This window comes from Polaromonas sp. P4_F6, assembly GCF_056401275.1.
Genome location: NZ_JBFUJQ010000006.1, coordinates 191,607 through 211,744 on the forward strand (window position 1 = coordinate 191,607; position 20,138 = coordinate 211,744).

General features: G+C 66.0%; 19 protein-coding genes. 11 read left to right on the forward strand and 8 right to left on the reverse strand.

Translation table 11 applies throughout. The annotated features are described in order from the left end of the window. Nucleotides 1-49: 49 nt before the first annotated feature. From sdhA to AC1DUN_RS16080, 4 genes are all read right to left on the reverse strand, one after another. The gene (gene sdhA / locus AC1DUN_RS16065) at nucleotides 50-1,843 is read right to left on the reverse strand and encodes a succinate dehydrogenase flavoprotein subunit (protein ID WP_477714824.1); all 1,794 of its coding nucleotides are present in this window, start codon (nucleotides 1,841-1,843) and stop codon (nucleotides 50-52) included. A gap of 48 nt (nucleotides 1,844-1,891) precedes the next feature. After that, nucleotides 1,892-2,257 (reverse strand): succinate dehydrogenase, hydrophobic membrane anchor protein, encoded by a 366-nt coding sequence (gene sdhD, locus AC1DUN_RS16070; RefSeq protein ID WP_007866650.1) that lies wholly within the window; start codon nucleotides 2,255-2,257, stop codon nucleotides 1,892-1,894. A 19-nt stretch (nucleotides 2,258-2,276) separates the two neighbouring features. Beyond that, nucleotides 2,277-2,723, reverse strand: a complete 447-nt coding sequence (gene sdhC / locus AC1DUN_RS16075; RefSeq protein ID WP_477714825.1) for a succinate dehydrogenase, cytochrome b556 subunit — start codon at nucleotides 2,721-2,723, stop codon at nucleotides 2,277-2,279. Between the two features lie 127 nt (nucleotides 2,724-2,850). Then, a complete protein-coding gene (locus AC1DUN_RS16080; RefSeq protein WP_477714826.1) occupies nucleotides 2,851-3,648 on the reverse strand; it encodes a GntR family transcriptional regulator in 798 nt (265 codons plus the stop codon). A gap of 302 nt (nucleotides 3,649-3,950) precedes the next feature. Here AC1DUN_RS16080 and AC1DUN_RS16085 point away from each other — a divergent pair, with 302 nt between their 5' ends. The 6 genes from AC1DUN_RS16085 (at nucleotide 3,951) to AC1DUN_RS16110 (ending at nucleotide 10,770) form a co-directional block, all read left to right on the forward strand. After that, nucleotides 3,951-4,937 (forward strand): malate dehydrogenase, encoded by a 987-nt coding sequence (locus AC1DUN_RS16085; RefSeq protein WP_007866656.1) that lies wholly within the window; start codon nucleotides 3,951-3,953, stop codon nucleotides 4,935-4,937. A 59-nt stretch (nucleotides 4,938-4,996) separates the two neighbouring features. Beyond that, complete coding sequence (gene tam, locus AC1DUN_RS16090) at nucleotides 4,997-5,776, forward strand: trans-aconitate 2-methyltransferase (protein ID WP_477714827.1); 780 nt, start codon at nucleotides 4,997-4,999, stop codon at nucleotides 5,774-5,776. 118 nt (nucleotides 5,777-5,894) lie between these two features. Continuing rightward, nucleotides 5,895-6,881 carry an HpcH/HpaI aldolase/citrate lyase family protein gene (locus AC1DUN_RS16095; protein WP_477714828.1) on the forward strand — a complete coding sequence of 329 codons (987 nt, stop codon included), beginning with the start codon at nucleotides 5,895-5,897 and terminating at the stop codon, nucleotides 6,879-6,881. 33 nt (nucleotides 6,882-6,914) lie between these two features. Further along, complete coding sequence (locus AC1DUN_RS16100; RefSeq protein ID WP_477714829.1) at nucleotides 6,915-7,565, forward strand: hypothetical protein; 651 nt, start codon at nucleotides 6,915-6,917, stop codon at nucleotides 7,563-7,565. 51 nt (nucleotides 7,566-7,616) lie between these two features. Further along, a complete protein-coding gene (locus AC1DUN_RS16105) occupies nucleotides 7,617-10,232 on the forward strand; it encodes a bifunctional aconitate hydratase 2/2-methylisocitrate dehydratase (RefSeq protein WP_477714830.1) in 2,616 nt (871 codons plus the stop codon). A 37-nt stretch (nucleotides 10,233-10,269) separates the two neighbouring features. Then, nucleotides 10,270-10,770, forward strand: coding sequence for a BON domain-containing protein (locus AC1DUN_RS16110; protein ID WP_477714831.1), 501 nt, complete (start codon nucleotides 10,270-10,272; stop codon nucleotides 10,768-10,770). Between the two features lie 72 nt (nucleotides 10,771-10,842). On the opposite strand, the gene AC1DUN_RS16115 is transcribed toward AC1DUN_RS16110, so the two are convergent. Both AC1DUN_RS16115 and AC1DUN_RS16120 read right to left on the reverse strand, forming a co-directional pair. After that, nucleotides 10,843-11,226: a hypothetical protein gene (locus tag AC1DUN_RS16115; protein WP_477714832.1), complete on the reverse strand. Its 384-nt coding sequence runs from the start codon at nucleotides 11,224-11,226 to the stop codon at nucleotides 10,843-10,845. A 49-nt stretch (nucleotides 11,227-11,275) separates the two neighbouring features. Beyond that, a complete protein-coding gene (locus AC1DUN_RS16120; protein WP_477714833.1) occupies nucleotides 11,276-11,779 on the reverse strand; it encodes a pyridoxamine 5'-phosphate oxidase family protein in 504 nt (167 codons plus the stop codon). 256 nt (nucleotides 11,780-12,035) lie between these two features. Between AC1DUN_RS16120 and AC1DUN_RS16125 the strand changes: the two genes are divergently transcribed. The 4 genes from AC1DUN_RS16125 (at nucleotide 12,036) to AC1DUN_RS16140 (ending at nucleotide 16,290) form a co-directional block, all read left to right on the forward strand. After that, on the forward strand, nucleotides 12,036-13,067 hold the full coding sequence (locus AC1DUN_RS16125) for an iron ABC transporter substrate-binding protein (RefSeq protein ID WP_477714834.1): 1,032 nt from the start codon (nucleotides 12,036-12,038) through the stop codon (nucleotides 13,065-13,067). A 33-nt stretch (nucleotides 13,068-13,100) separates the two neighbouring features. Continuing rightward, nucleotides 13,101-14,702, forward strand: a complete 1,602-nt coding sequence (locus AC1DUN_RS16130) for an ABC transporter permease (RefSeq protein WP_477714835.1) — start codon at nucleotides 13,101-13,103, stop codon at nucleotides 14,700-14,702. Nucleotides 14,703-14,706: 4 nt separating this feature from the next. Continuing rightward, the gene (locus AC1DUN_RS16135; protein ID WP_477714836.1) at nucleotides 14,707-15,804 is read left to right on the forward strand and encodes an ABC transporter ATP-binding protein; all 1,098 of its coding nucleotides are present in this window, start codon (nucleotides 14,707-14,709) and stop codon (nucleotides 15,802-15,804) included. 123 nt (nucleotides 15,805-15,927) lie between these two features. Then, nucleotides 15,928-16,290, forward strand: coding sequence for a DUF1428 domain-containing protein (locus AC1DUN_RS16140; RefSeq protein ID WP_477714837.1), 363 nt, complete (start codon nucleotides 15,928-15,930; stop codon nucleotides 16,288-16,290). 12 nt (nucleotides 16,291-16,302) lie between these two features. Here AC1DUN_RS16140 and AC1DUN_RS16145 read toward each other — a convergent pair whose 3' ends face one another. Together AC1DUN_RS16145 and AC1DUN_RS16150 are read right to left on the reverse strand one after the other, a co-directional pair. After that, nucleotides 16,303-18,609: a molybdopterin-dependent oxidoreductase gene (locus tag AC1DUN_RS16145; protein ID WP_477714838.1), complete on the reverse strand. Its 2,307-nt coding sequence runs from the start codon at nucleotides 18,607-18,609 to the stop codon at nucleotides 16,303-16,305. An 85-nt stretch (nucleotides 18,610-18,694) separates the two neighbouring features. Further along, nucleotides 18,695-19,537, reverse strand: a complete 843-nt coding sequence (locus AC1DUN_RS16150) for a helix-turn-helix domain-containing protein (protein WP_477714839.1) — start codon at nucleotides 19,535-19,537, stop codon at nucleotides 18,695-18,697. Nucleotides 19,538-19,696: 159 nt separating this feature from the next. Here AC1DUN_RS16150 and AC1DUN_RS16155 point away from each other — a divergent pair, with 159 nt between their 5' ends. Next, nucleotides 19,697-20,110 carry a hypothetical protein gene (locus tag AC1DUN_RS16155; RefSeq protein WP_477714840.1) on the forward strand — a complete coding sequence of 138 codons (414 nt, stop codon included), beginning with the start codon at nucleotides 19,697-19,699 and terminating at the stop codon, nucleotides 20,108-20,110. Nucleotides 20,111-20,138 lie beyond the last annotated feature (28 nt).

Consider the following 20,138-nt stretch of genomic DNA (forward strand, 5'->3'; position numbering starts at 1 on the left):
GGGGTTCTCGCTTCTTGTGGGGTCGCAGGCCGGCTGTGCGTCGGTGGTGTCAGAACGTGCGCGTCTTCAGCGGCACGGAATCGACGGTCAGGGGCTTCATCTGCACCGGCTTGTAGGCCAGGCGGCTGCCTTCGCTGTACCACAGCGTGTGCTTGTGCCATTCGGTGTCGTTGCGGCCGTTCGGGTGCTCCGGCGTGTCGCCGTAGTCGTCCACCGAGTGCGCGCCACGGCTTTCCTTGCGGGCGGCGGCCGACACGATGGTGGCTTGCGCGGCCTCGATCAGGTTTTCGACTTCCAGCGCCTCGATGCGCGCGGTGTTGAAGATCTTGGACTTGTCTTTCAGGCCAATGCGGTTGACGCGCTCGCGCAGGGCGGCGATCTTGGTCACGCCCTCGTCCATGATGGCCTGGGTGCGGAACACGCCGGCGTGCTGCTGCATGGCGGCGCGCAGGTCGTTGGCCACGTCCTGGGCGTATTCGCCGTCGGTCGCGTTGTCCAGGCGCGCGATGCGGGCCAGGGTCTTGTCGGCCGCGTCGGCCGGCAGCGGCTTGTGCGTGGTGGTCTTGGCGAACTCGACGATGTGGTTGCCGGCGGCCTTGCCGAAGACCAGCAGGTCCAGCAGCGAGTTGGTGCCCAGGCGGTTGGCGCCGTGCACGCTGACGCAGGAGCATTCACCCACCGCGTAAAGGCCATTGACGACCTGGCTCTGGTTGTTGGCGTCCTGGGTGACGACCTGGCCGTGGATGTTGGTCGGGATGCCGCCCATCTGGTAGTGGATGGTGGGCACCACGGGAATCGGCTCCTTGGTGATGTCGACGTTGGCGAAGTTGTGGCCGATCTCGAACACCGAGGGCAGGCGCTTCATGATGGCGTCCACGCCCAGGTGGGTCATGTCCAGCAGGATGTAGTCCTTGTTGGGGCCGCAGCCGCGGCCTTCCTTGATTTCCTGGTCCATGGAGCGCGAGACGAAGTCGCGCGGCGCCAGGTCCTTCAGCGTGGGCGCGTAGCGCTCCATGAAGCGCTCGCCGTTGCTGTTGCGCAGGATGGCGCCTTCGCCGCGGCAGCCTTCGGTCAGCAGCACGCCGGCGCCGGCCACGCCGGTCGGGTGGAACTGCCAGAACTCCATGTCTTCCAGCGGGATGCCGGCGCGCGCCGCCATGCCCAGGCCGTCGCCGGTGTTGATGAAGGCGTTGGTCGATGCGGCAAAAATGCGGCCCGCGCCGCCGGTGGCCAGCAGCGTGGTCTTGGCTTCAAAAATGTGGACGTCGCCGGTTTCCATTTCGAGGGCGGTCACGCCCACGACGTCGCCCGCGGCGTCGCGGATCAGGTCCAGCGCCATCCACTCGACGAAGAAGCTGGTTTTTTCCTTGACGTTCTGCTGGTACAGCGTGTGCAGCATGGCGTGGCCGGTGCGGTCAGCCGCGGCGCAGGCGCGCTGCACGGGTTTTTCACCGTAGTTGGCGGTGTGGCCGCCGAAGGGGCGCTGGTAAATCGTGCCGTCGGGGTTGCGGTCGAAGGGCATGCCCATGTGCTCGAGGTCGTACACGACCTTGGGCGCTTCGCGGCACATGTATTCGATCGCGTCCTGGTCGCCGAGCCAGTCGGAGCCCTTGACGGTGTCGTAGAAGTGGTAGTGCCAGTTGTCTTCGCTCATGTTGCCGAGCGAGGCGCCTATGCCACCCTGCGCCGCGACGGTGTGCGAGCGCGTGGGGAACACTTTGGAGAGCACGGCCACGTTGAGGCCGGCGCGCGCCAGCTGCAGCGATGCGCGCATGCCGGAGCCGCCGGCACCGACGATGACAACGTCAAATTTGCGCTTGGGGAGTTGGGAAGTTGCGGTCATGATTTTTGTGGGGTGTCGGTCTTCTTGTCGGATCTGCGGGGCGGCGGCCTAGAGGCGCCAGAGAACCTGGATGCCCCAGCCGGCGCAGGCCACCAGCCAGACGATGGTGAACACATTCAGGACCAGCTTGATCGAGGCCGGCTTGATGTAGTCCATCCAGATGTCGCGCATGCCGACCCACACGTGGTAGAGCAGGGCGATGATGACAGTGAAGGTCAGCACCTTCATCCATTGCGCCGAGAAAATGCCGGCCCATTTGTCGTAGCCGATGGGGCCTTTGCTGAAGATGACCTGGGCCAGCAGCAGCACGGTGAAGAGGGCCATCAGGGCGGCGGTGACGCGCTGCGCGAGCCAGTCGCGCAAGCCGTAGTGGGCGCCGACAACAATGCGCTTGGAGCCGTAGTTAACTGCCATTTTTTAATGCTCCTAGTGATCAGTAAAGGCCGAACAGCTTGGCGCCGAGGACCAGCGTGAGGGCGATGCTCACGGCCAGCGTGAAGATGGCCGAGGACTTGCCGAACTCCTTGCTGACGGCGGCGTGGCTCACGTCCATCCAGAGGTGGCGCAGGCCGGCGATGAAGTGGTGCAGGTAGGCCCAGATCAGGGCCAGGGCCGCGAGCTTCCAGAGGAAGCCGGGCAGGCCCAGCATGCCGATATTGAAGGCGGCCTTGAATTTTTCGAAGGAGATTTCCGAGGAGATCGAGGTGTCGAACATCCAGATGATGAAGGGCATCAGCAGGAACATGATGAAGCCGCTGATGCGGTGGAGGATGGAAACCCAGCCAGCAGGCGGCAGACGATAGGAGGGGAGGTCGGAGAGCGCGTTGATGTTGCGGAACTCGGGCCGCTTGGGACGCTGTTTGGATGCCAGCTCTGTCATTTTTTTAGGCTTTCGTGGGGGGTGTAACTGATGGGTAACCGGGGGATGCAATTACAGCTAAACAGCCGAATTCTATTGCAACGCAACAATAAGCTTACAAACGTTTGCAGCTTCCTGATGAATCCCGTCAACTAAGGTCGTTTTTGTAGTGATGGGTGTCGGTGCGGTACAGGCCCCGGCGCAATTCCATGGGTAGGTCGTTGTAGGTAAAGGCGGTGCGCTCCACGCTGAGCAGCGGCGCGCCCACCGGCACGCCGAGCAGCGTTGCGGACGCCTCATCGGCCGCGACGGCGCGGATTTTTTCCTCGGCGCGCACCATGCGCACGCCGAACTCGGTTTCAAACAGCGCGTACATGGGGCCGCGGTGGGTGGCCAGCCGCTCGGCGGTCAGGCCCTTGAAGGGGCCGCCGGGCAGCCAGACGTCTTCGAGGATGGTCGGTGTGCCCCGGAAGGCCAGCACGCGGCGCAGCTGCAGCACGGCGTCGCCGGTGCGCAGCGACAGCGGGCGCGCGATGTCGGCGGGCGCGCGCAGGCGCTTGCAATCGATGATCTGCCGCTCGGCCGGGCCTTCGCTGTTGGTGTCGCCGCTGTCGGGCATGAGGCGCAGAAAGCGGTACTGCACATGCTGCTCGGCATGCGTGGCCACAAAAGTGCCCTTGCCCTGGCGGCGCACCACCAGGTTTTCGGCGGCCAGTTCGTCGATCGCCTTGCGCACCGTGCCCTGGCTCACGCGAAAGCGCGCGGCCAGGTCCATCTCGCTGGGAATGGCTTCGCCCGGCTTCCATTCGCCGGCCTGCAGGCTTTGCAGGATCAGCACCTTGATCTGCTGGTACAGCGGGCTGAAGGCCGGCGCCACGCCTGCCGCCGCGCCGGCATCGCCGGCTAGGGCGGCGGGATCGGTCAATGAGGACGTATTGATGGCCATGGCAGCAGTTTGGCGGCGGTTAACAGCAGGTTGCGGCGACGCCGCGGCGGGCGCGCGGCATCCCGGGAAATAAACTCCGAATCAAGCCCGAATCATATCTTATATAAGACATAAGACAAATTGACGCCCGTCACTTTTCAAGCGTAAAATCTTGGGCTGAGCCAGTGCATGGCCTGCCGTTTTGCGGTGATTTTGAGGGGCGAAACCCCGCCAAACCATCCCTGAATATCCCAGGCTCGCGCCAGACACCTCACATCACACCCCTCATCAACCGATTCTTAACTTTCCTGGAGCCCTCGATCATGAGCAAAAAACCCGTCCGTGTTGCAGTCACCGGTGCAGCTGGCCAAATCGGTTACGCACTGCTGTTTCGCATTGCCTCCGGCGAAATGCTCGGCAAGGACCAGCCCGTCATTCTGCAACTGCTCGAAGTGCCTGTTGAAGGCCCGCAAAAAGCGCTCAAGGGCGTGATGATGGAGCTCGACGACTGCGCCTTCCCGCTGCTCGTCGGCATGGAAGCCCACAGCGACCCGATGACGGCCTTCAAGGATGCCGACTACGCGCTGCTGGTCGGTTCGCGCCCGCGCGGCCCCGGCATGGAACGCGCCGAACTGCTGGCCGTCAACGGCGCCATCTTCACGGCGCAGGGCAAGGCCCTCAATGCCGTCGCCAGCCGCAACGTCAAGGTGCTGGTGGTCGGCAACCCCGCCAACACCAACGCCTACATCGCCATGAAGAGCGCGCCCGACCTGCCGCGCAAGAACTTCACCGCCATGCTGCGCCTGGACCACAACCGCGCCGCCAGCCAGATCGCCGCCAAGACCGGCAAGCCCGTGGCCGACATCGAAAAGCTCACCGTCTGGGGCAACCACTCGCCCACGATGTACGCCGACTACCGCTTCGCCACCATCAAGGGCGAAAGCGTTGCCAAGATGATCAACGACCAGGAATGGAACGCCAACGTGTTTCTGCCCACCGTCGGCAAGCGCGGCGCCGCCATCATTGAAGCGCGCGGCCTGTCTTCGGCCGCATCGGCCGCCAACGCCGCGATCGACCACATGCGCGACTGGGCGCTGGGCACCAACGGCAAGTGGGTCACCATGGGCATCCCCTCGGACGGCCAGTACGGCATTCCCAAGGACATCATGTTCGGCTTCCCCGTGACCTGCGAGAACGGCGAATACAAGCTGGTCGAAGGACTGGAAATCGACGCCTTCAGCCAGGAACGCATCACCAAGACCCTGGACGAGCTCAAGGGTGAGCAGGACGGCGTCAAACACCTGCTGTAAAGCAGTACCCCAGCACCGAGGCCGCCCAGCACCTTGCCCGCACACCACCGCCGCCCCTCATGAGCGACTGGAACCCCGCACTCTACAGCCGCTATGAGGACGAGCGCACGCGCCCGGCCCAGGAGCTGCTGGCGCGGGTTCCGCTGGCGCAGGCGGCCACGGTGTTCGACCTGGGCTGCGGGCCGGGCAACTCCACCGAGTTGCTGGTCCGCCGCTTTCCGGGCGCCACGGTCACGGGCACCGATAACTCCGAAGCCATGCTGGCCAGCGCGCGCAAGCGTTTGCCGTCCGCGCGTTTTGAGTTGAGCGACATCGCCGATTGGCAGCCCGCTTCCGGCGATGCCGCGCCCCAGCTGATTTACGCGAATGCGGCCCTGCAATGGGTGCCCGACCACGCCACACTGGTGCCGCGGCTGTTCGCCGCGCTGGCGCCCGGCGGCGTGCTGGCCATCCAGATGCCGGACAACCGCGACGAGCCCACGCACCGCCTGATGCGCGAGCTGGCGGCCGAGGCGCCCTGGACGGAAGCGATAGGCGACTATTCGAAGCTGCGCACCGATCTCTTTTCCATAGACCGCTACTACGACCTGCTGGCTGACAAGGCCGCGCATGTCGATGTCTGGCGCACGGCTTACCAGCACCCCATGGCTTCGGCCGCGGCGATTGTGGAGTGGGTGCGCGCGACCGGCCTCAAGCCATTTGTCGACCGCCTCCCGCCCGAATTGCAAGCGAGTTATCTCGCCGAGTACGAGCGGCGCGTTGCCAAGGCTTACCCTGTGCGCACCGATGGCAAGCTGCTTTTAGCTTTCCCGCGCATGTTTATCGTCGCGCAAAAATGAGCCCCCACGCTTGTCACTTCGAGCCTTCGGCGCGCTGCCCCTTTCCTCACGTATGGGGCGCTGCGCCTGCGGCCCGGCAAAGCCGGTTCCGCGGCCTCTGCTTGAAAGGGGGGCGCGTATGAATCCGCGCGAGGTACTTCTGGGCGCGCAAGCCGGTGCGATTGTGTTGCCGGTCTGCGACCATTACAGCGGCGTGGAAGCGCGCATGCGCAAAAGCCTGCAGCTGCAGGCCGAGATGATCGAGGAGTTCGGCGCCTGCGTGTTCGACGTGACGCTGGACTGTGAAGACGGTGCGCCCGTCGGCGGCGAGGCCGAGCACGCGGCCATGGTGGTGGCGCTGGCGGCCCTGGCCGGCGACAAGGCCCGCGTCGCGGTGCGTGTGCACGCGGTCGGCCATCCGGCTTTTGATGCCGACATGGCCGTGATCGCCGGCAAGCTGGCGCGCCATCTCTCGCACATCATGGTGCCCAAGGTCGAATCGCTGGCCGACGTGTTGCGCGCCGAAGAGGCGCTGCTGGCCGCCGGCGCCGGCAACTTGCCCTTGCATGTGCTGATCGAGTCGCCGCTGGCGGTGCGCAACGCCTTTGAGATCGCGGCACACCCGCGCGTGCAATCGCTGAGCTTCGGGCTCATGGATTTTGTGTCGGCCCATGCAGGTGCGATCCCCGCGGCCGGCATGAGCAGCCGGGGCCAGTTCACCCACCCGCTGGTGCTGCGCGCCAAGCTCGAAATCGCGTCCGCCTGCCATGCCCACGGCAAAGTGCCATCGCATTGTGTTGTCACGGAATTTAATGACACTGAAGCCATGACCGCCGCCGCACGCCATGCCGCCCGCGAACTGGGCTATACCCGGATGTGGAGCATCCATCCGAACCAGATCCGCCCCATCCTGGAGGCCTTCGCGCCCGGCGAAGGCGAGATTGAGGACGCCGCAAAAATCATCACCGCCGCCGCCCAGGCTGACTGGGCACCCACCAGCTTTGAAGGAAAGCTGCACGACCGCGCGAGTTACCGTTACTTCTGGCAGGTCCTGGAGCGCGCGCACCAGACCGGCCGGGCGCTTCCCCCCGAGGCGCAAGCTTATTTCAAGACCGCGTTTCACTGAACGTTCACCCCCTCATCACTGTACGAAAGCCCCATGCAAAAACTCCACACCCCCTCTGTTGTCCACGCACTGGCCGCCGCTGTTTTGCTGGCCGCTTCCGGTTTTTCCATGGCCCAGACCGACGCGGCCGCCAAACCCGCCGCAAAACCTGCCGCCAAGAAGCAGCCCGTCGTCAACCCGTCCAGCCGCACCAACCTCAAGAGCGCCGCCAAGAACGTGGCCGCCGGCATTGAGGCCGCCGAAGCCGCGCTGACGCCGGCCGAGCTGGCCATCGCCGAGCGTGTGCATGTGGGCAAGCTGCCCTGCGAGCTGGGTGCGGCGGTCGACCTCACGGCCGACCCGAAGGCGCCCGGCTATTTCAATGTCAGCGGCAAGAACTTCAAGTACCGAATGTTCCCCGTGGCCACCACCACCGGCGCGATCCGCCTGGAAGACCACAAGGCCGGCGCTGTCTGGCTGCAGCTGGCGAATAAATCCATGCTGATGAACCAGAAGCTGGGCGTGCGCCTGGCCGACGAGTGCATGAGCCCGGCGCAACTCGCGGTGGCCGAAGCCATCAAGCTGAACCCGCCCGCCAGTGTGCTGGACGCGCCCAAGCCCGCCGTCGCCGCGGCTCCTGCCGCCACCCCTGCTACTTCCGATGCGCCGGCCGCGGCCGCGCAGCCCGCTTCGGCCGCCCAGTAAACAACGTCCGTTTTCTTTACACACCACGATTTCGATACAGGAGAAACCAGCATGTCATCCGAGTTCTTGCAAACCTACCGCAACCACGTCRCCGAGCGCGCGGTTGCCGGCATCCCGCCGCTGCCGCTGTCCGCCAAGYAGACCGGCGAAGTCATCGAACTGCTGAAGAACCCGCCCAAGGGCGAAGAAGCTTTCCTGGTCGAACTCATCACCCACCGCGTTCCCGCCGGTGTTGACGACGCCGCCAAGGTCAAGGCCAGCTACCTGGCGGCCGTGGCCCACGGCACGGAAAAATGCGCGCTGATCTCGCGTGAAAAAGCCACGCAACTGCTGGGCACCATGCTGGGCGGCTACAACATCAGCCCCATGGTCGAGCTGCTCGACGATGCCGAGGACAGTGTCGCCACGCAAGCCGCCAGTGGCCTGAAAAACACCCTGCTGATGTTCGACCAGTTCCACGACGTGCAGGAAAAGGCCGAGAAGGGCAACAAATACGCCAAGGCCGTGCTGCAAAGCTGGGCCGATGCCGAATGGTTCACCAGCCGCCCCGAAGTGCCCCAGTCCATCAAGCTGACCGTCTTCAAGGTGGCCGGCGAGATCAATACCGACGACCTCTCGCCCGCGCCCGACGCCTGGAGCCGTCCCGACATCCCGCTGCACGCCCTGGCGATGCACAAGAACGCGCGGCCCGGCGTCACGCCTGAGGAAGACGGCAAGCGCGGCCCGGTCAAGTTCATTGAAGACCTCAAGTCCAAGGGCAACCTCGTGGCCTACGTCGGCGACGTGGTCGGCACCGGTTCCTCGCGCAAGTCGGCAACCAACTCCGTGCTGTGGTGGACCGGCGAAGACATTCCCTTCGTGCCCAACAAGCGCTTCGGTGGCGTCTGCCTGGGCAGCAAGATAGCCCCGATTTTCTACAACACCATGGAAGACTCCGGTGCGCTGCCGATCGAACTCGACGTGAGCCAGATGGCCATGGGCGACGTGATCGAGCTGCGCCCCTACGAAGGCAAGGCGCTGAAAGACGGCAAGGTGATCGCCGAGTTCAAGCTCAAGAGCGACGTGCTGTTCGACGAAGTGCGCGCCGGCGGCCGCATTCCGCTGATCGTCGGCCGCGGCCTCACGGCCAAGGCGCGCTTCGCGCTGGGCCTGCCGCTGTCCACGCAGTTCCGCCTGCCCGTCAGCCCCGAAGACAACGGCCGCGGCTTCACGCTGGCGCAAAAAATGGTCGGCCGCGCGGTCGGCCTGCCGGAAGGCCAGGGCGTGCGCCCCGGCACCTACTGCGAGCCCAAGATGACTTCGGTCGGCTCGCAGGACACCACCGGCCCCATGACCCGCGACGAACTGAAAGACCTGGCCTGCCTGGGCTTCAGCTCCGACCTGGTCATGCAGTCCTTCTGCCACACCGCGGCTTATCCCAAGCCTGTCGACGTGAAGATGCACCACGAGTTGCCCGAGTTCATCAGCACGCGCGGCGGCATTTCGCTGCGTCCCGGCGACGGCATCATCCACAGCTGGCTCAACCGCATGCTGCTGCCCGACACCGTGGGCACGGGCGGCGACAGCCACACGCGCTTTCCCATCGGCATCAGCTTCCCCGCGGGCTCGGGCCTGGTGGCGTTCGGCGCCGCCACCGGCGTCATGCCGCTGGACATGCCTGAATCCGTGCTGGTGCGCTTCAAGGGCAAGATGCAGCCCGGCATCACGCTGCGCGACCTGGTCAACGCGATCCCGCTGTACGCCATCAAGGCCGGCCTGCTGACGGTCGCCAAGCAGGGCAAGAAGAACATCTTCTCGGGCCGCATCCTGGAAATCGAAGGGCTGCCCGACCTCAAGGTGGAGCAGGCCTTCGAGCTCAGCGACGCCTCGGCCGAGCGCTCCGCCGGCGGCTGCACGGTGCACCTGAACAAGGAACCCATCATCGAGTACATCAACAGCAACATCACGATGCTGAAGTGGATGATCGCCACGGGTTACTCGGACGTGCGCACCATCAAGCGCCGCATCGCCGCCATGGAAGCCTGGCTGGCCGACCCGCAGCTGCTCAAGGCCGATGCGGACGCCGAATACGCCGCCGTCATCGAGATCGACCTGGCCGACATCCACGAACCCATCGTGGCCTGCCCGAACGACCCCGACGACGTGAAGACCCTGGCCGACGTGGCCGGCAGCAAGATCGATGAAGTTTTCATCGGCAGCTGCATGACCAACATCGGCCACTTCCGCGCGGCCTCCAAGCTGCTGGAAAACAAGCGCGACATCCCGGTCAAGCTGTGGATGGCGCCGCCGACCAAGATGGACGCCAAGCAGCTCACGGAAGAAGGCCACTACGGCGTGCTCGGCTCGGCCGGCGCCCGCATGGAAATGCCGGGCTGCAGCCTGTGCATGGGCAACCAGGCGCAGGTGAAGGAGGGCGCCACGGTGTTCTCCACCTCCACCCGCAACTTCCCGAACCGCCTGGGCAAGAACTCCAACGTCTACCTCGGCTCCGCCGAGCTGGCCGCGATCTGCTCCAAGCTGGGCCGCATCCCCACCAAGGCCGAGTACATGGCCGACATGGGCGTGCTGACGGCTGCCAGCGCGCAGATCTACCAGTACCTCAACTTCGACCAGGTCAAGGACTACACCGACATGGCCGATACCGTGAAGGACGGCGTCACCGCCTGAGCTTGACACCCGCAAGCTGAAATGGAAGGATGAAGTGATGAAGAAATCGTCACTTCTTTCCTTCCTTTTTTTTGCGCTTTCGTCGGCCACGGGTGCGGGCGCCCAGGAGGCGCGCACCAACGCCTTCAACGACCCCTTTGTGCAGGTCACCTCGGCCATCGCCCAGTGCCCGGTGCCTGAAGGGCCGCTCTACACCGAACAGGAAGTGCGCGACGTGGCCCATGTGCGGGCGCAGCACGGCGGCAGCTGCTACCGCGTGGGCCGTTGCCGCCTGGCCAACTCGTATTGGTACGACCAGGAGATCATTCCGCGCGTCTCGCAGTACATCAAGCTCGACGGCCGTTTTGACGACACCAGCGTCTGGGTGCAGGGCGAGCGGCGGCTGGTGTTTCTCAAAGGCTGCGTCAAGACGCGCGAGCAGTCCGAGGCCCTTGAAAAAGCCGTCTGGCTGGTCGACGACGTGATGGGGGTTGTGAACTATTTGCGTGTGGGTGATGAGCCGATCCGCTACGTGCCTGCGCAGCCGGCTTCGAAATAAGCCGGCGCCACGATAAAAAGCCCTGCTGGTTCCAGCAGGGCTTTTCTTTGGGGCATGTGCGATGGTGTGTTGTCAAAGTCCCGACGGCAGCGGGTCCGCCACCCGCAATTCCGAACCATCGACAAATTTCAAGTACCAGAACTCCGGCGCCAGCGGCAGGTTGGGGCGCGTGTGGCTGACATTGGCCGGCTGCACATAAACCGTGCTTGCACCGTCGTCGGGCGGGGGCGCCAGGTAATGGCGTTTGACCGCCACCAGCCCGCCTATGGAAGAGACCACCGTGCCTATCGACTCGGTGACGGCATTGACCGTGGTGCCCTGGCCCAGCATGTGGATGGTGGTCTGGCCGACCAGGTCGGGACGCGAGGCCTCCACATACAGCACGGCAGCGGTGTTGATGCGCAGGTCGTCCGGGGCGGTCGGTTCGGTGGCTTTATTGAAGGAGATAAAGGACATGGTGTGGGCCGGTGGGGTAGTTGTTTTGAGAGGGCTTGGAAAGAGGTTCTCAGGGAATGTGCAGTTCTTTGTGCTCGCCCAGCTTGCGCGGCAGCTCGCCCGTGATGGCCGCCTTGGCCCTCTTGAACAGCTGCACCATCTTGCTTTCCTTCACGTCCCAGTATTCGGCGTGGTGGACGCGCACTTCGAGCAAAGCCAGGTCCGGGTCGTGGACGCCGGCGGGAAACCAGCTTCGGGCCAGCGGTGACCAGAGCTCCTCTTTTTTGTCCTGGTCCTCGGCGATCAACGCCTGGCCCGACAGCGACACATAGCTGTCCTCGCCGGGGTCGGCATAAGACACGTTGACGTTGCCGTCCTGCTGCAGGCGCTGCGCCAGCTCGCTTTTGCGCGAGATAAAGAAATACAGCCGCGCGTCCTCGTCCAGCGACTGGTTCTGGGTGGTCAGCGGATGGGCGTGCAGCATGCCGTTGGCATGGCGGTGCGTCAGCATGCCAAAGCGTATGCCCTGGATCAGCGCCCACAGGGTGTCGTGGTCGGATTTGGGTGTGCTCATGGAAATTCCCTCCAAAATGCGGGTATCCGGCTGATGCTAGGCCCGCACGCGAGGCCGGCGCATCAGCCTCGGTCGCGGCCGCCTGTCAGCGCGGGCCCACAGCCTCACAGTACGCGCAGGTTTACCCGCCAGACATCCCCGGGGGCGGTGGAAGCGGTTACCATACAGATGCAAGTAATTCGCATTTGTATTACGGTAGGCTTACAGGCGTGGCTCGCCCGCAGCGCTTGCCGTTTTCCATCCCTAAAGGTGTTTCATGAAATTGTCCCTCCCATCCCTTGCCGCCGCCGCCGCCACGCTGGCCGCCGGCCTGCTGGCCGCGCCCCTGGCCGCCACCGCCCAGGGCGTCAAGCCCACGCCGGAAGGCATCGTGGTCTACAACGCGCAGCACGCCAGCCTGACCAAGGCCTGGGCCGATGCCTTCAGCAAGGAAACCGGCATCAAGGTCACGCTGCGCAACGGCAGCGACACCGAGCTGGGCAACCAGATCGTGCAGGAGGGCGCCGCATCGCCCGCCGACGTGTTCCTGACCGAAAACTCGCCCGCCATGGCGCTGGTCGACACCGCCGGGCTGTTTGCGCCGCTGGACGCGGCCACGCTGTCTGAAGTGCCTGCCAACTTCCGTCCCGTGCATGGCCGCTGGATAGGCATCGCCGCGCGCAGCACCGTGTTTGTCTACAACAAGGCCAAGCTCACGCCGGCCCAGTTGCCCAAGTCCATGCTGGACCTGGCCACGCCCGCCTGGAAGGGCCGCTGGGCCGCGTCGCCCTCGGGCGCCGACTTCCAGGCCATCGTGAGCGCGCTGCTTGAACTCAAGGGCGATGCCGCCACCGCCGCCTGGCTCAAGGCCATGAAGGAAAACGCCACGCCCTACAAAGGCAACGGTACGGTGCTCAAGGCCGTCAACGCCGGCCAGATCGAGGGCGGCGTGATTTACCACTATTACTACTACGGCGACCAGGCCAAGACCGGCGAGAACAGCAACAACACCCAGCTGCACTATTTCCGCAACCAGGATGCCGGCGCCTTTGTGAGCATTTCCGGCGGCGGCGTGCTGGCATCCAGCAAGCACCAGCCCGAAGCCCAGGCTTTTGTGAAATGGATTGCCGGCAAGGGCGGCCAGGACATCCTGAAGACCGGCGATGCCTATGAGTACGCCGTCGGCACGGGCGCGCAGTCCAACCCCAAGCTGGTGCCGCTGGCCGAGCTGCAGGCGCCCAAGGTTGAGCCCTCCAAGCTCAATAGCAAAAAAGTCACCGACCTGATGACCCAGGCCGGCCTGCTGTAAACCGTTTTTGAGTCCGCTGACCGGACACTTGCCTTGAGCGCCTTGCCCCTTGATGTTGGTGCCGATGCCGCCCTGAAGCCGGCGGTTGCGGTGCTGCTGCCTGCGCCAGCGGCCGGCCGCGGCGGCTGGCGCCTGTCCTGGGTGGGCGGCGCGGCCCTGGTGGTGTCGCTGCTGGCCTTGCTGCCGCTGGGCTTTGTACTCTGGGTGGGCGTCCAGACCGGCTGGGATACGGCCTCGGCCCTGATCTTCCGACCGCGGGTCGGTGAGCTGCTGCTCAATACCGCGCTGCTGGTGGTGCTCACGGTGCCGCTGTGCGCGGTGCTGGCGGTGGCGCTGGCCTGGCTCACCGAGCGCAGCGACCTGCCCGGCGCGCGCACCTGGGCCTGGCTGCTGGTCGCGCCGCTGGCGGTGCCGGCCTTTGTGCACAGCTATGCCTGGATGACGGTGGCGCCCGGCCTGCACGGCCTCACTGCCGGTGTGATGGTTTCCTTGATTGCCTATTTCCCGTTTCTGTATTTACCGGTGGCCGCGGCCCTGCGGCGGCTGGACCCGGGCATGGAAGACAGCGCCGCCTCGCTGGGCCTGGGCCCCTGGGCGGTGTTCTTTCGTGTGGTGCTGCCGCAGCTGCGCCTTGCGGTGTGCGGCGGTTCGCTGCTGGTGGGGCTTCACCTGCTGGCCGAGTACGGCCTGTACGTGATGATCCGCTTCGATACCTTCACCACCGCCATCGTCGACCAGTTCCAGTCCACCTACAACGGGCCCGCCGCCAACATGCTTTCGGGCGTGCTGGTGGTCTGCTGCTTCGCGCTGCTGGGGCTGGAAGCGGCCGCGCGCGGCAAGGAGCGTTATGCGCGTGTGGGCACGGGCGCGGCGCGCATGCCCTCCAAGCGCAAGCTGGGAAGCATGGCCGCCCTGGGCCTGCTGCTGCCCGCGCTGCTCAGCCTGCTGGCGCTGGGCGTGCCGCTGTTCACACTGGGGCGCTGGCTGCTGGCGGGCGGCGCGGCCGTCTGGCGCCTTGATGAACTCGGCCCGTCGCTGTTGCAAACCCTGGGTCTCGCGCTGGCCGGTGCCCTGCTGACCACCGTGGCTGCCGTGCCCATGGCCTGGCTGTCGATTCGCTCGCCGGGCCGGCTGCAGCGCGTGCTGGAAGCCTGCAATTACATGGTCGGCTCGCTGCCCGGCGTGGTGGTGGCGCTGGCGCTGGTCACCGTGACAGTGCGCCTGCCGATTTACCAGACGGCGCTGACGGTGCTGCTGGCTTACCTGCTGATGTTTTTGCCGCGCGCCCTGATCAGCCTGCGCGCCGGTATCGCACAGGCGCCAGTGGAGCTGGAGCAGGCCGCCCGCAGCCTGGGCCGCACACCCGCGCAGGCGCTGTGGGCCGTCACCCTGCGGCTGGCCGCACCGAGCGCGGCGGCCGGCGCGGCCCTGGTGGGCCTGGGCATCACCAATGAACTGACTGCCACGCTGATGCTCGCGCCCAACGGCACACGCACGCTTGCCACTTCTTTCTGGGCCTACAGCAGCGAGATCGACTACGCCGCCGCCGCGCCCTATGCGCTCATCATGGTGCTGCTCTCGCTGCCCATGACCTGGCTGCTTTACCAACAATCCAAACGCACGGCGGGACGATGACGCGATGACGACTTCCCTGGAATTGCAAGCCATACGTAAACACTACGGCGCCGTGCAGGCGCTGGGCGGCGTGGACCTGAGCGTCGCGCCCGGCAGCCGCACCGCCATCGTCGGCCCCTCGGGCTCGGGCAAGACCACACTGCTGCGCATCATTGCCGGCTTCGAAGCGCCCGACGCGGGCCGTGTCACCCTGGGCGGCCGGCAACTGGCCAATGGGCCTGAGGCCGTGCCCGCGCACGAGCGCGGCATAGGTTATGTGCCGCAGGACGGCGCGCTGTTTCCGCACCTCACGATTGAAGGCAATGTCGGCTTCGGCCTGCCGCGCAACACACCCAGGCGCGCCGAACGCATTGCCGAGCTGATGGACATGGTCGCGCTGGACAGCGCCATGCTGGCGCGCCGCCCGCACGAGCTCTCGGGCGGCCAGCAGCAGCGCGTGGCGCTGGCGCGCGCGTTGGCGCAGCGGCCGCGGCTGATGCTGCTGGACGAGCCTTTCTCGGCACTCGACACCGGCCTGCGCGCCAGCACCCGCAAGGCGGTGGCCCAGCTGCTGGGTGCGGCGGGTATCACCACCATCCTCGTCACCCACGACCAGGCCGAGGCGCTTTCGTTTGCCGACCAGGTGGCCGTGATGCGCGGGGGGCTGCTGGTGCAGGCCGGCCGTCCGCTCGATTTGTATTTGCGGCCGCGCGATGCGGCCGTGGCGGGCTTTCTGGGCGACAGCATCGTGCTGCCCGCGCAACTGGCCGGCGGCTGGGCCGACTGCGCGCTGGGGCGTGTTGCCGTCAACGACAGCGGGCGCCGGGGCGCGGCGCAGATCATGCTGCGGCCCGAGCAGCTGCAGGTGGCGGAAGTACCCGTCGAAGCGGCGGCGCACGGCGATGCATGTTACGGCGCCGTCACCGACACCGATTTCGGCGGTTCGGTCTGTGTGCTGTCCGTGCGCCTGGTGCGCGGCACCGGCCCGGCCGCCGCGGCGCCGGTGCCATCGACCGCTTGGGATGAACCGCTGCTGGTGCACAGCGCGAGCATGCATGCGCCGGCGCTGGGCGCCATGGTGCGCATCACGGTGGCCGGCCAGGCCCACGTTTTCAGCGCCTGAAGGTTGCCCGCCCGCCGGGCCAACAAGCTTTGTTACTTTTTCCGCAGAGGGAATTCCTGTTTTTGGCTATATTGTGTACGGTGTACACAATATTTCATCAACCCCTTAATCAGGAGATTTCTCATGGCTCGTTATGTAGACGGTTTTGTGGTTCCCGTTCCGGCCAAGAAGGTGGCGGCCTATCGCAAGCTGGCCCGCAAGGCCGGCAAGATCTGGATGGAGTACGGCGCGCTCGACTACACCGAGTGCATTGCCGACGACGCCAAGCCCGGCAAGCTCACCTCTTTCCCGCAAAGCGTCAAGCTCAAGAAGGACGAGGTGGTGGTGTTCTCCTGGATCAGCTTTAAATCGCGCAAGCAGCGCGACAGCATCAACAAAAAAGTCATGTCAGATCCGCGCCTGGCGGATATGGCGGATCCCAGGAATCTCCCCTTTGATGGCAAGCGCATGATCTGGGGCGGCTTCAAGACCATGGTGGAGCTCTGAGTTCTCGGGGCTCTAGCCCTTCACCGCCACTTCCACCGTGGCCCTGGCCGCCGGCCGGGCCTGCAGCGCCCTGATCGTCACCGGTATTCCGCTGAGCACCGCATTGCCCGACAGCGGGTCGCGCCACTGGTCATCCAGCAGGGCATTGAGGTTGGCTCCGGGGCGTTCGGCCGCCAGCGACAGCCGCGTGCCGGGCAGGCCGTGGCCCCATCCGTGCGGCAGGCTCACCACGCCGGGCATCATGGCATCGCTCAATTGCACCTGCGCTTCGATGTGCCGCTGGGCGGACGCGTTGCTGCTGCTGATGCGCGCGAGGGCGCCGTCGGCCAGGCCGAATCGCGCCGCATCTTGTGGATGGACCAGGGCGGTACAGCGGAACGGGCCCTTGGCCAGCAAGGGCAGGTTGTGCATCCAGCTGTTGTTGGACCTGACGTCGCGCCTGCCGACGATCACCAGGTCGGGCACGGGCCGCAGCAGATCAGCCGCGGGGCGGGCCAGGTCGGCCAGCAGCGAGGGGGGCGCCAGCTCCACCTTGCCCGAAGGCGTGCGCAGTATCTCGGGAATGCGTGGCGCGAGTTCGCCGAGGTCAATGCCACCGAAGGCGCCGCTCATGCTTTTAATCTTGGCCAGGGTCAGGCCCTCCGGGTTGCGGCCAAAGCCGTCGCCATAGGGGCCGCTGCGCAGCGCCACGTCCAGCAGGCGGTCGGTGCCTTTGAGGCCGCTGACCGCCTGGACCACCGCGGCGCTGTGTTCGCCAAACAGGCGCTGGGCATCCTGTGCGAACTGCAGGTCGTCCAGGTCCGCGGCGCTTGTGCCAATGCCTTTTCCCTGAAGGATTCCGGTCAGCCGCGCGAGGGTCTCCCATTCATCGGGCTGGCCGTCTGCACGCGCAAACACCGGCGCGCTGTAGCGCGCGTGGTTGCGCCAGGAGAACTGCGTGAAGACTACGTCGTAGTGCATGTCTTCCAGCGGCGAGGGGCCGGGCAAAATCACGTCGGCGTGGCGTGAGGTTTCGTTGAGGTAGATGTCCAGGCTGACCATGAAGTCCAGCTGGCCCAGCGCGCGCGACAGGCGCTCACCGTTGGGCACGGACAGCACCGGGTTGGTCGCGATGCTGATGAAGGCCTTGACCTGGCCGGGGCCCGCGGTTTCGATTTCTTCGGCCAGGCAGGTGGCCGGCAGCTCGCCCAGCACCTCGGGCGCGCGGCTCACGCGGCTGTGGTGGCGGCCGGTGGCTACGCCCTTGCCGCTGCCGGGCCGGCCCGCGGTGTTGGCGGCAAAGGCGGCGGCCTTGGGAAACAGCACGCCGCCGATTTCGTCGAGGTGGCCGGTCACAGCATTGAGCACGTCGATCAGCCAGCTGGCCAGCGTGCCGTATTCCTGCGTGCAGGTGCCGATCCGGCCGTAGACGGCGGCGCGCGGTGTGCGTGCAAGCGTGCGCGCCAGGCTGCGGATGGTGTCCGCGCCTATGCCGCAGCGCGCGGCCACGGTGTCGGCGTCAAACGGCGCCACCGCCGCTTCAAGTTCGGCCAGGCCGTTGAGATGTTCCGTGAGCCGGCCGGGGTTGGTGAGCTTTTCGGTAAACACCGTGTGCAGCAGGCCCAGTAAAAAGAACACATCGCCGCCGGGACGGATGAAGTGGTGCGCATCGGCCATGGCGGCCGTCTCGGTGCGGCGAGGGTCCACCACCACCAGCTTGCCGCCGCGCGCCTGCAGCGCCTTGGCCTTGCCCTTGAAGTCGGGCACCGTCCACAGGCTGCCGTTGCTGGCCAGCGGGTTGGCGCCCAGCATCAGCACAAAGTCGCTGCGCGAAATATCGGGCACGGCCACACTCAGCCAGTTGCCGTACATCAGTCCGGCAGCCAATTGCTTGGGCATCTGGTCCAGCGTGGAGGCCGAGTACACATTGCGCGAACCCAGCGCGCGCACCAGCCGCGGAAAGTACAGCAGCAGGCCGGCCTTGTGCGAGGCCGGGTTGCCGGCCATCACGGCCACGCTGTCTTTGCCGTGGGCGGCTACCAGCGGCGGCAGGCGGCGGTTGATTTCCTCAAACGCCTCGTCCCAGCTGGCTTGGACAAACACCCCGTCGCGCTTGATCAGCGGCGTGCGAAGGCGGTCGGGGTCTTCATGCAGGTCTTTCAGCGCCACCCCTTTGGGACAGATGTAGCCGGCGCTGAAGACGTCGGCCTCGTGCCCGCGAATGCTGACGACCTTGCCGGCCGTCACCTTGAGCTCCAGGCCGCAGCAGGCTTCGCACAGCGGGCAGATGCGGTGGTGGGTGGTCTCCTCGTTTGCCTGGGCGGCGGTGGATTCGGTCATGTCTGTCTCCGCGATCTGTGGCTGGTCTGTCCCCTCATTACGCGCTTGCGGCGCCGGCTTGCCAATCACGCGGGCGACATGGCGTTCAGGGTTTCTGGTTCCTCAAGCCCTGCAACATCTGGAGGGTGGCTTCGTCCGCCGGGAAAAAAGTCTCCATCGCCAGTTCCTGCAGGGTCACGTCCACGGGCGTCCCGAACACCGTGGTGGTGCTGATGAAGCTGAGCACACCGGCCGGCGTGCGAAACTGCAGCGGCATCGCCACACCCAGGTGCTCTCCGTCGAGGTGCGTGTCTTCGGCGCCCGGCGGCAAGGGGTAGGCGCGCAGTTCCTCCAGCAGCGCCGCCAGCCCGGGGTCGGCCGTGGCCGTGACCTGCTGGCGCAGCCGTTCAAAGATATGGCTGCGCCACTGTGCGATGTTGACGATGGCGTGCGCCAGGCCTTTCGGGTGCAGGCTCAGCCGCAGCACATTGGTCTGGCCCGGCTGCAGCAGGGAGGGGTCGGCGCCTGCCAGCAGGTGCGGCACCATGGCGTTGGCCGCCACCAGGTTCCAGTGGCGGTCTACCGCCAGCGCAGGGCACGGTTCGTGGCTCTTCAAAATCAGCTCAACCGCCCGGCGCGCCGAGTCCAGGGCCGGGTCGGCCAGCGGCCTTTCGCGGTACATGGGCGCGTAGCCGGCAGCCACCAGCAGCACATTGCGCTCGCGCAGCGGAATGTCCAGCCGCTCGGACAGCCGCAGCACCATCTCGCGGCTGGGCACCGAGCGGCCGGTTTCCACAAAACTCAGGTGGCGCGTCGAGATGTCGGCCTCATGGGCCAGATCCAGCTGGCTCAGGCGCCTGTGCTGGCGCCAGTGGCGCAGGTGGTCGCCGAAAGGCTGGGGCGCGCTGCGCGGCGCCGGGCGGCTGGGGGAGTGGGTGCTGGCGTTCATGGGGCCATCGTAAAGCCATGTGGGGGTTTTCCCATTACCTGCCAGGTCATCGACCAGGCGCCGCTGCGCGGGAATGATGACCTCCACGCGCACCGACCCGGCGGCCCGGCGCGCTGATCGCTGATCCACATCACCGGCTGCCATTTCAGGAGTTTTGCCATGTCCTCGAGTTCCATCCTTTCCTCCCCGAACTTCCTGCGCAATGTGCTGCGCGTGGACGCGCTGTCGTGCATTGCCTGCGGCGCGCTGCAGGTCGCATTTCCGGCTGTGATGACCCGCCTGTTGAACCTGCCCGAGAGCCTTGTGGCCTACACCGGCGAGTTTCTGCTGGTTTATGCGGCCGTTGTTGCGTTTGTTTCAACGCGTAATCCTTTACCGCGCGCCATCGTCTGGGCACTGGTGGCCGGCAACCTGGGCTGGGCGCTGGCCTGCGTGCTGTTGCTGGCCGGCGGGTCGGTATCGCCCTCTGCGGCCGGTGTGGCCTATGTGGTGATGCAGGCGCTGACGGTGGCGGTACTGGCGGAACTGCAGTACTTCGGCCTGCGCCGGGCCGCGCCGGCGCCCGCCTGGTGACGGCCGGGGCAGGGCGCAAGACTCGGTA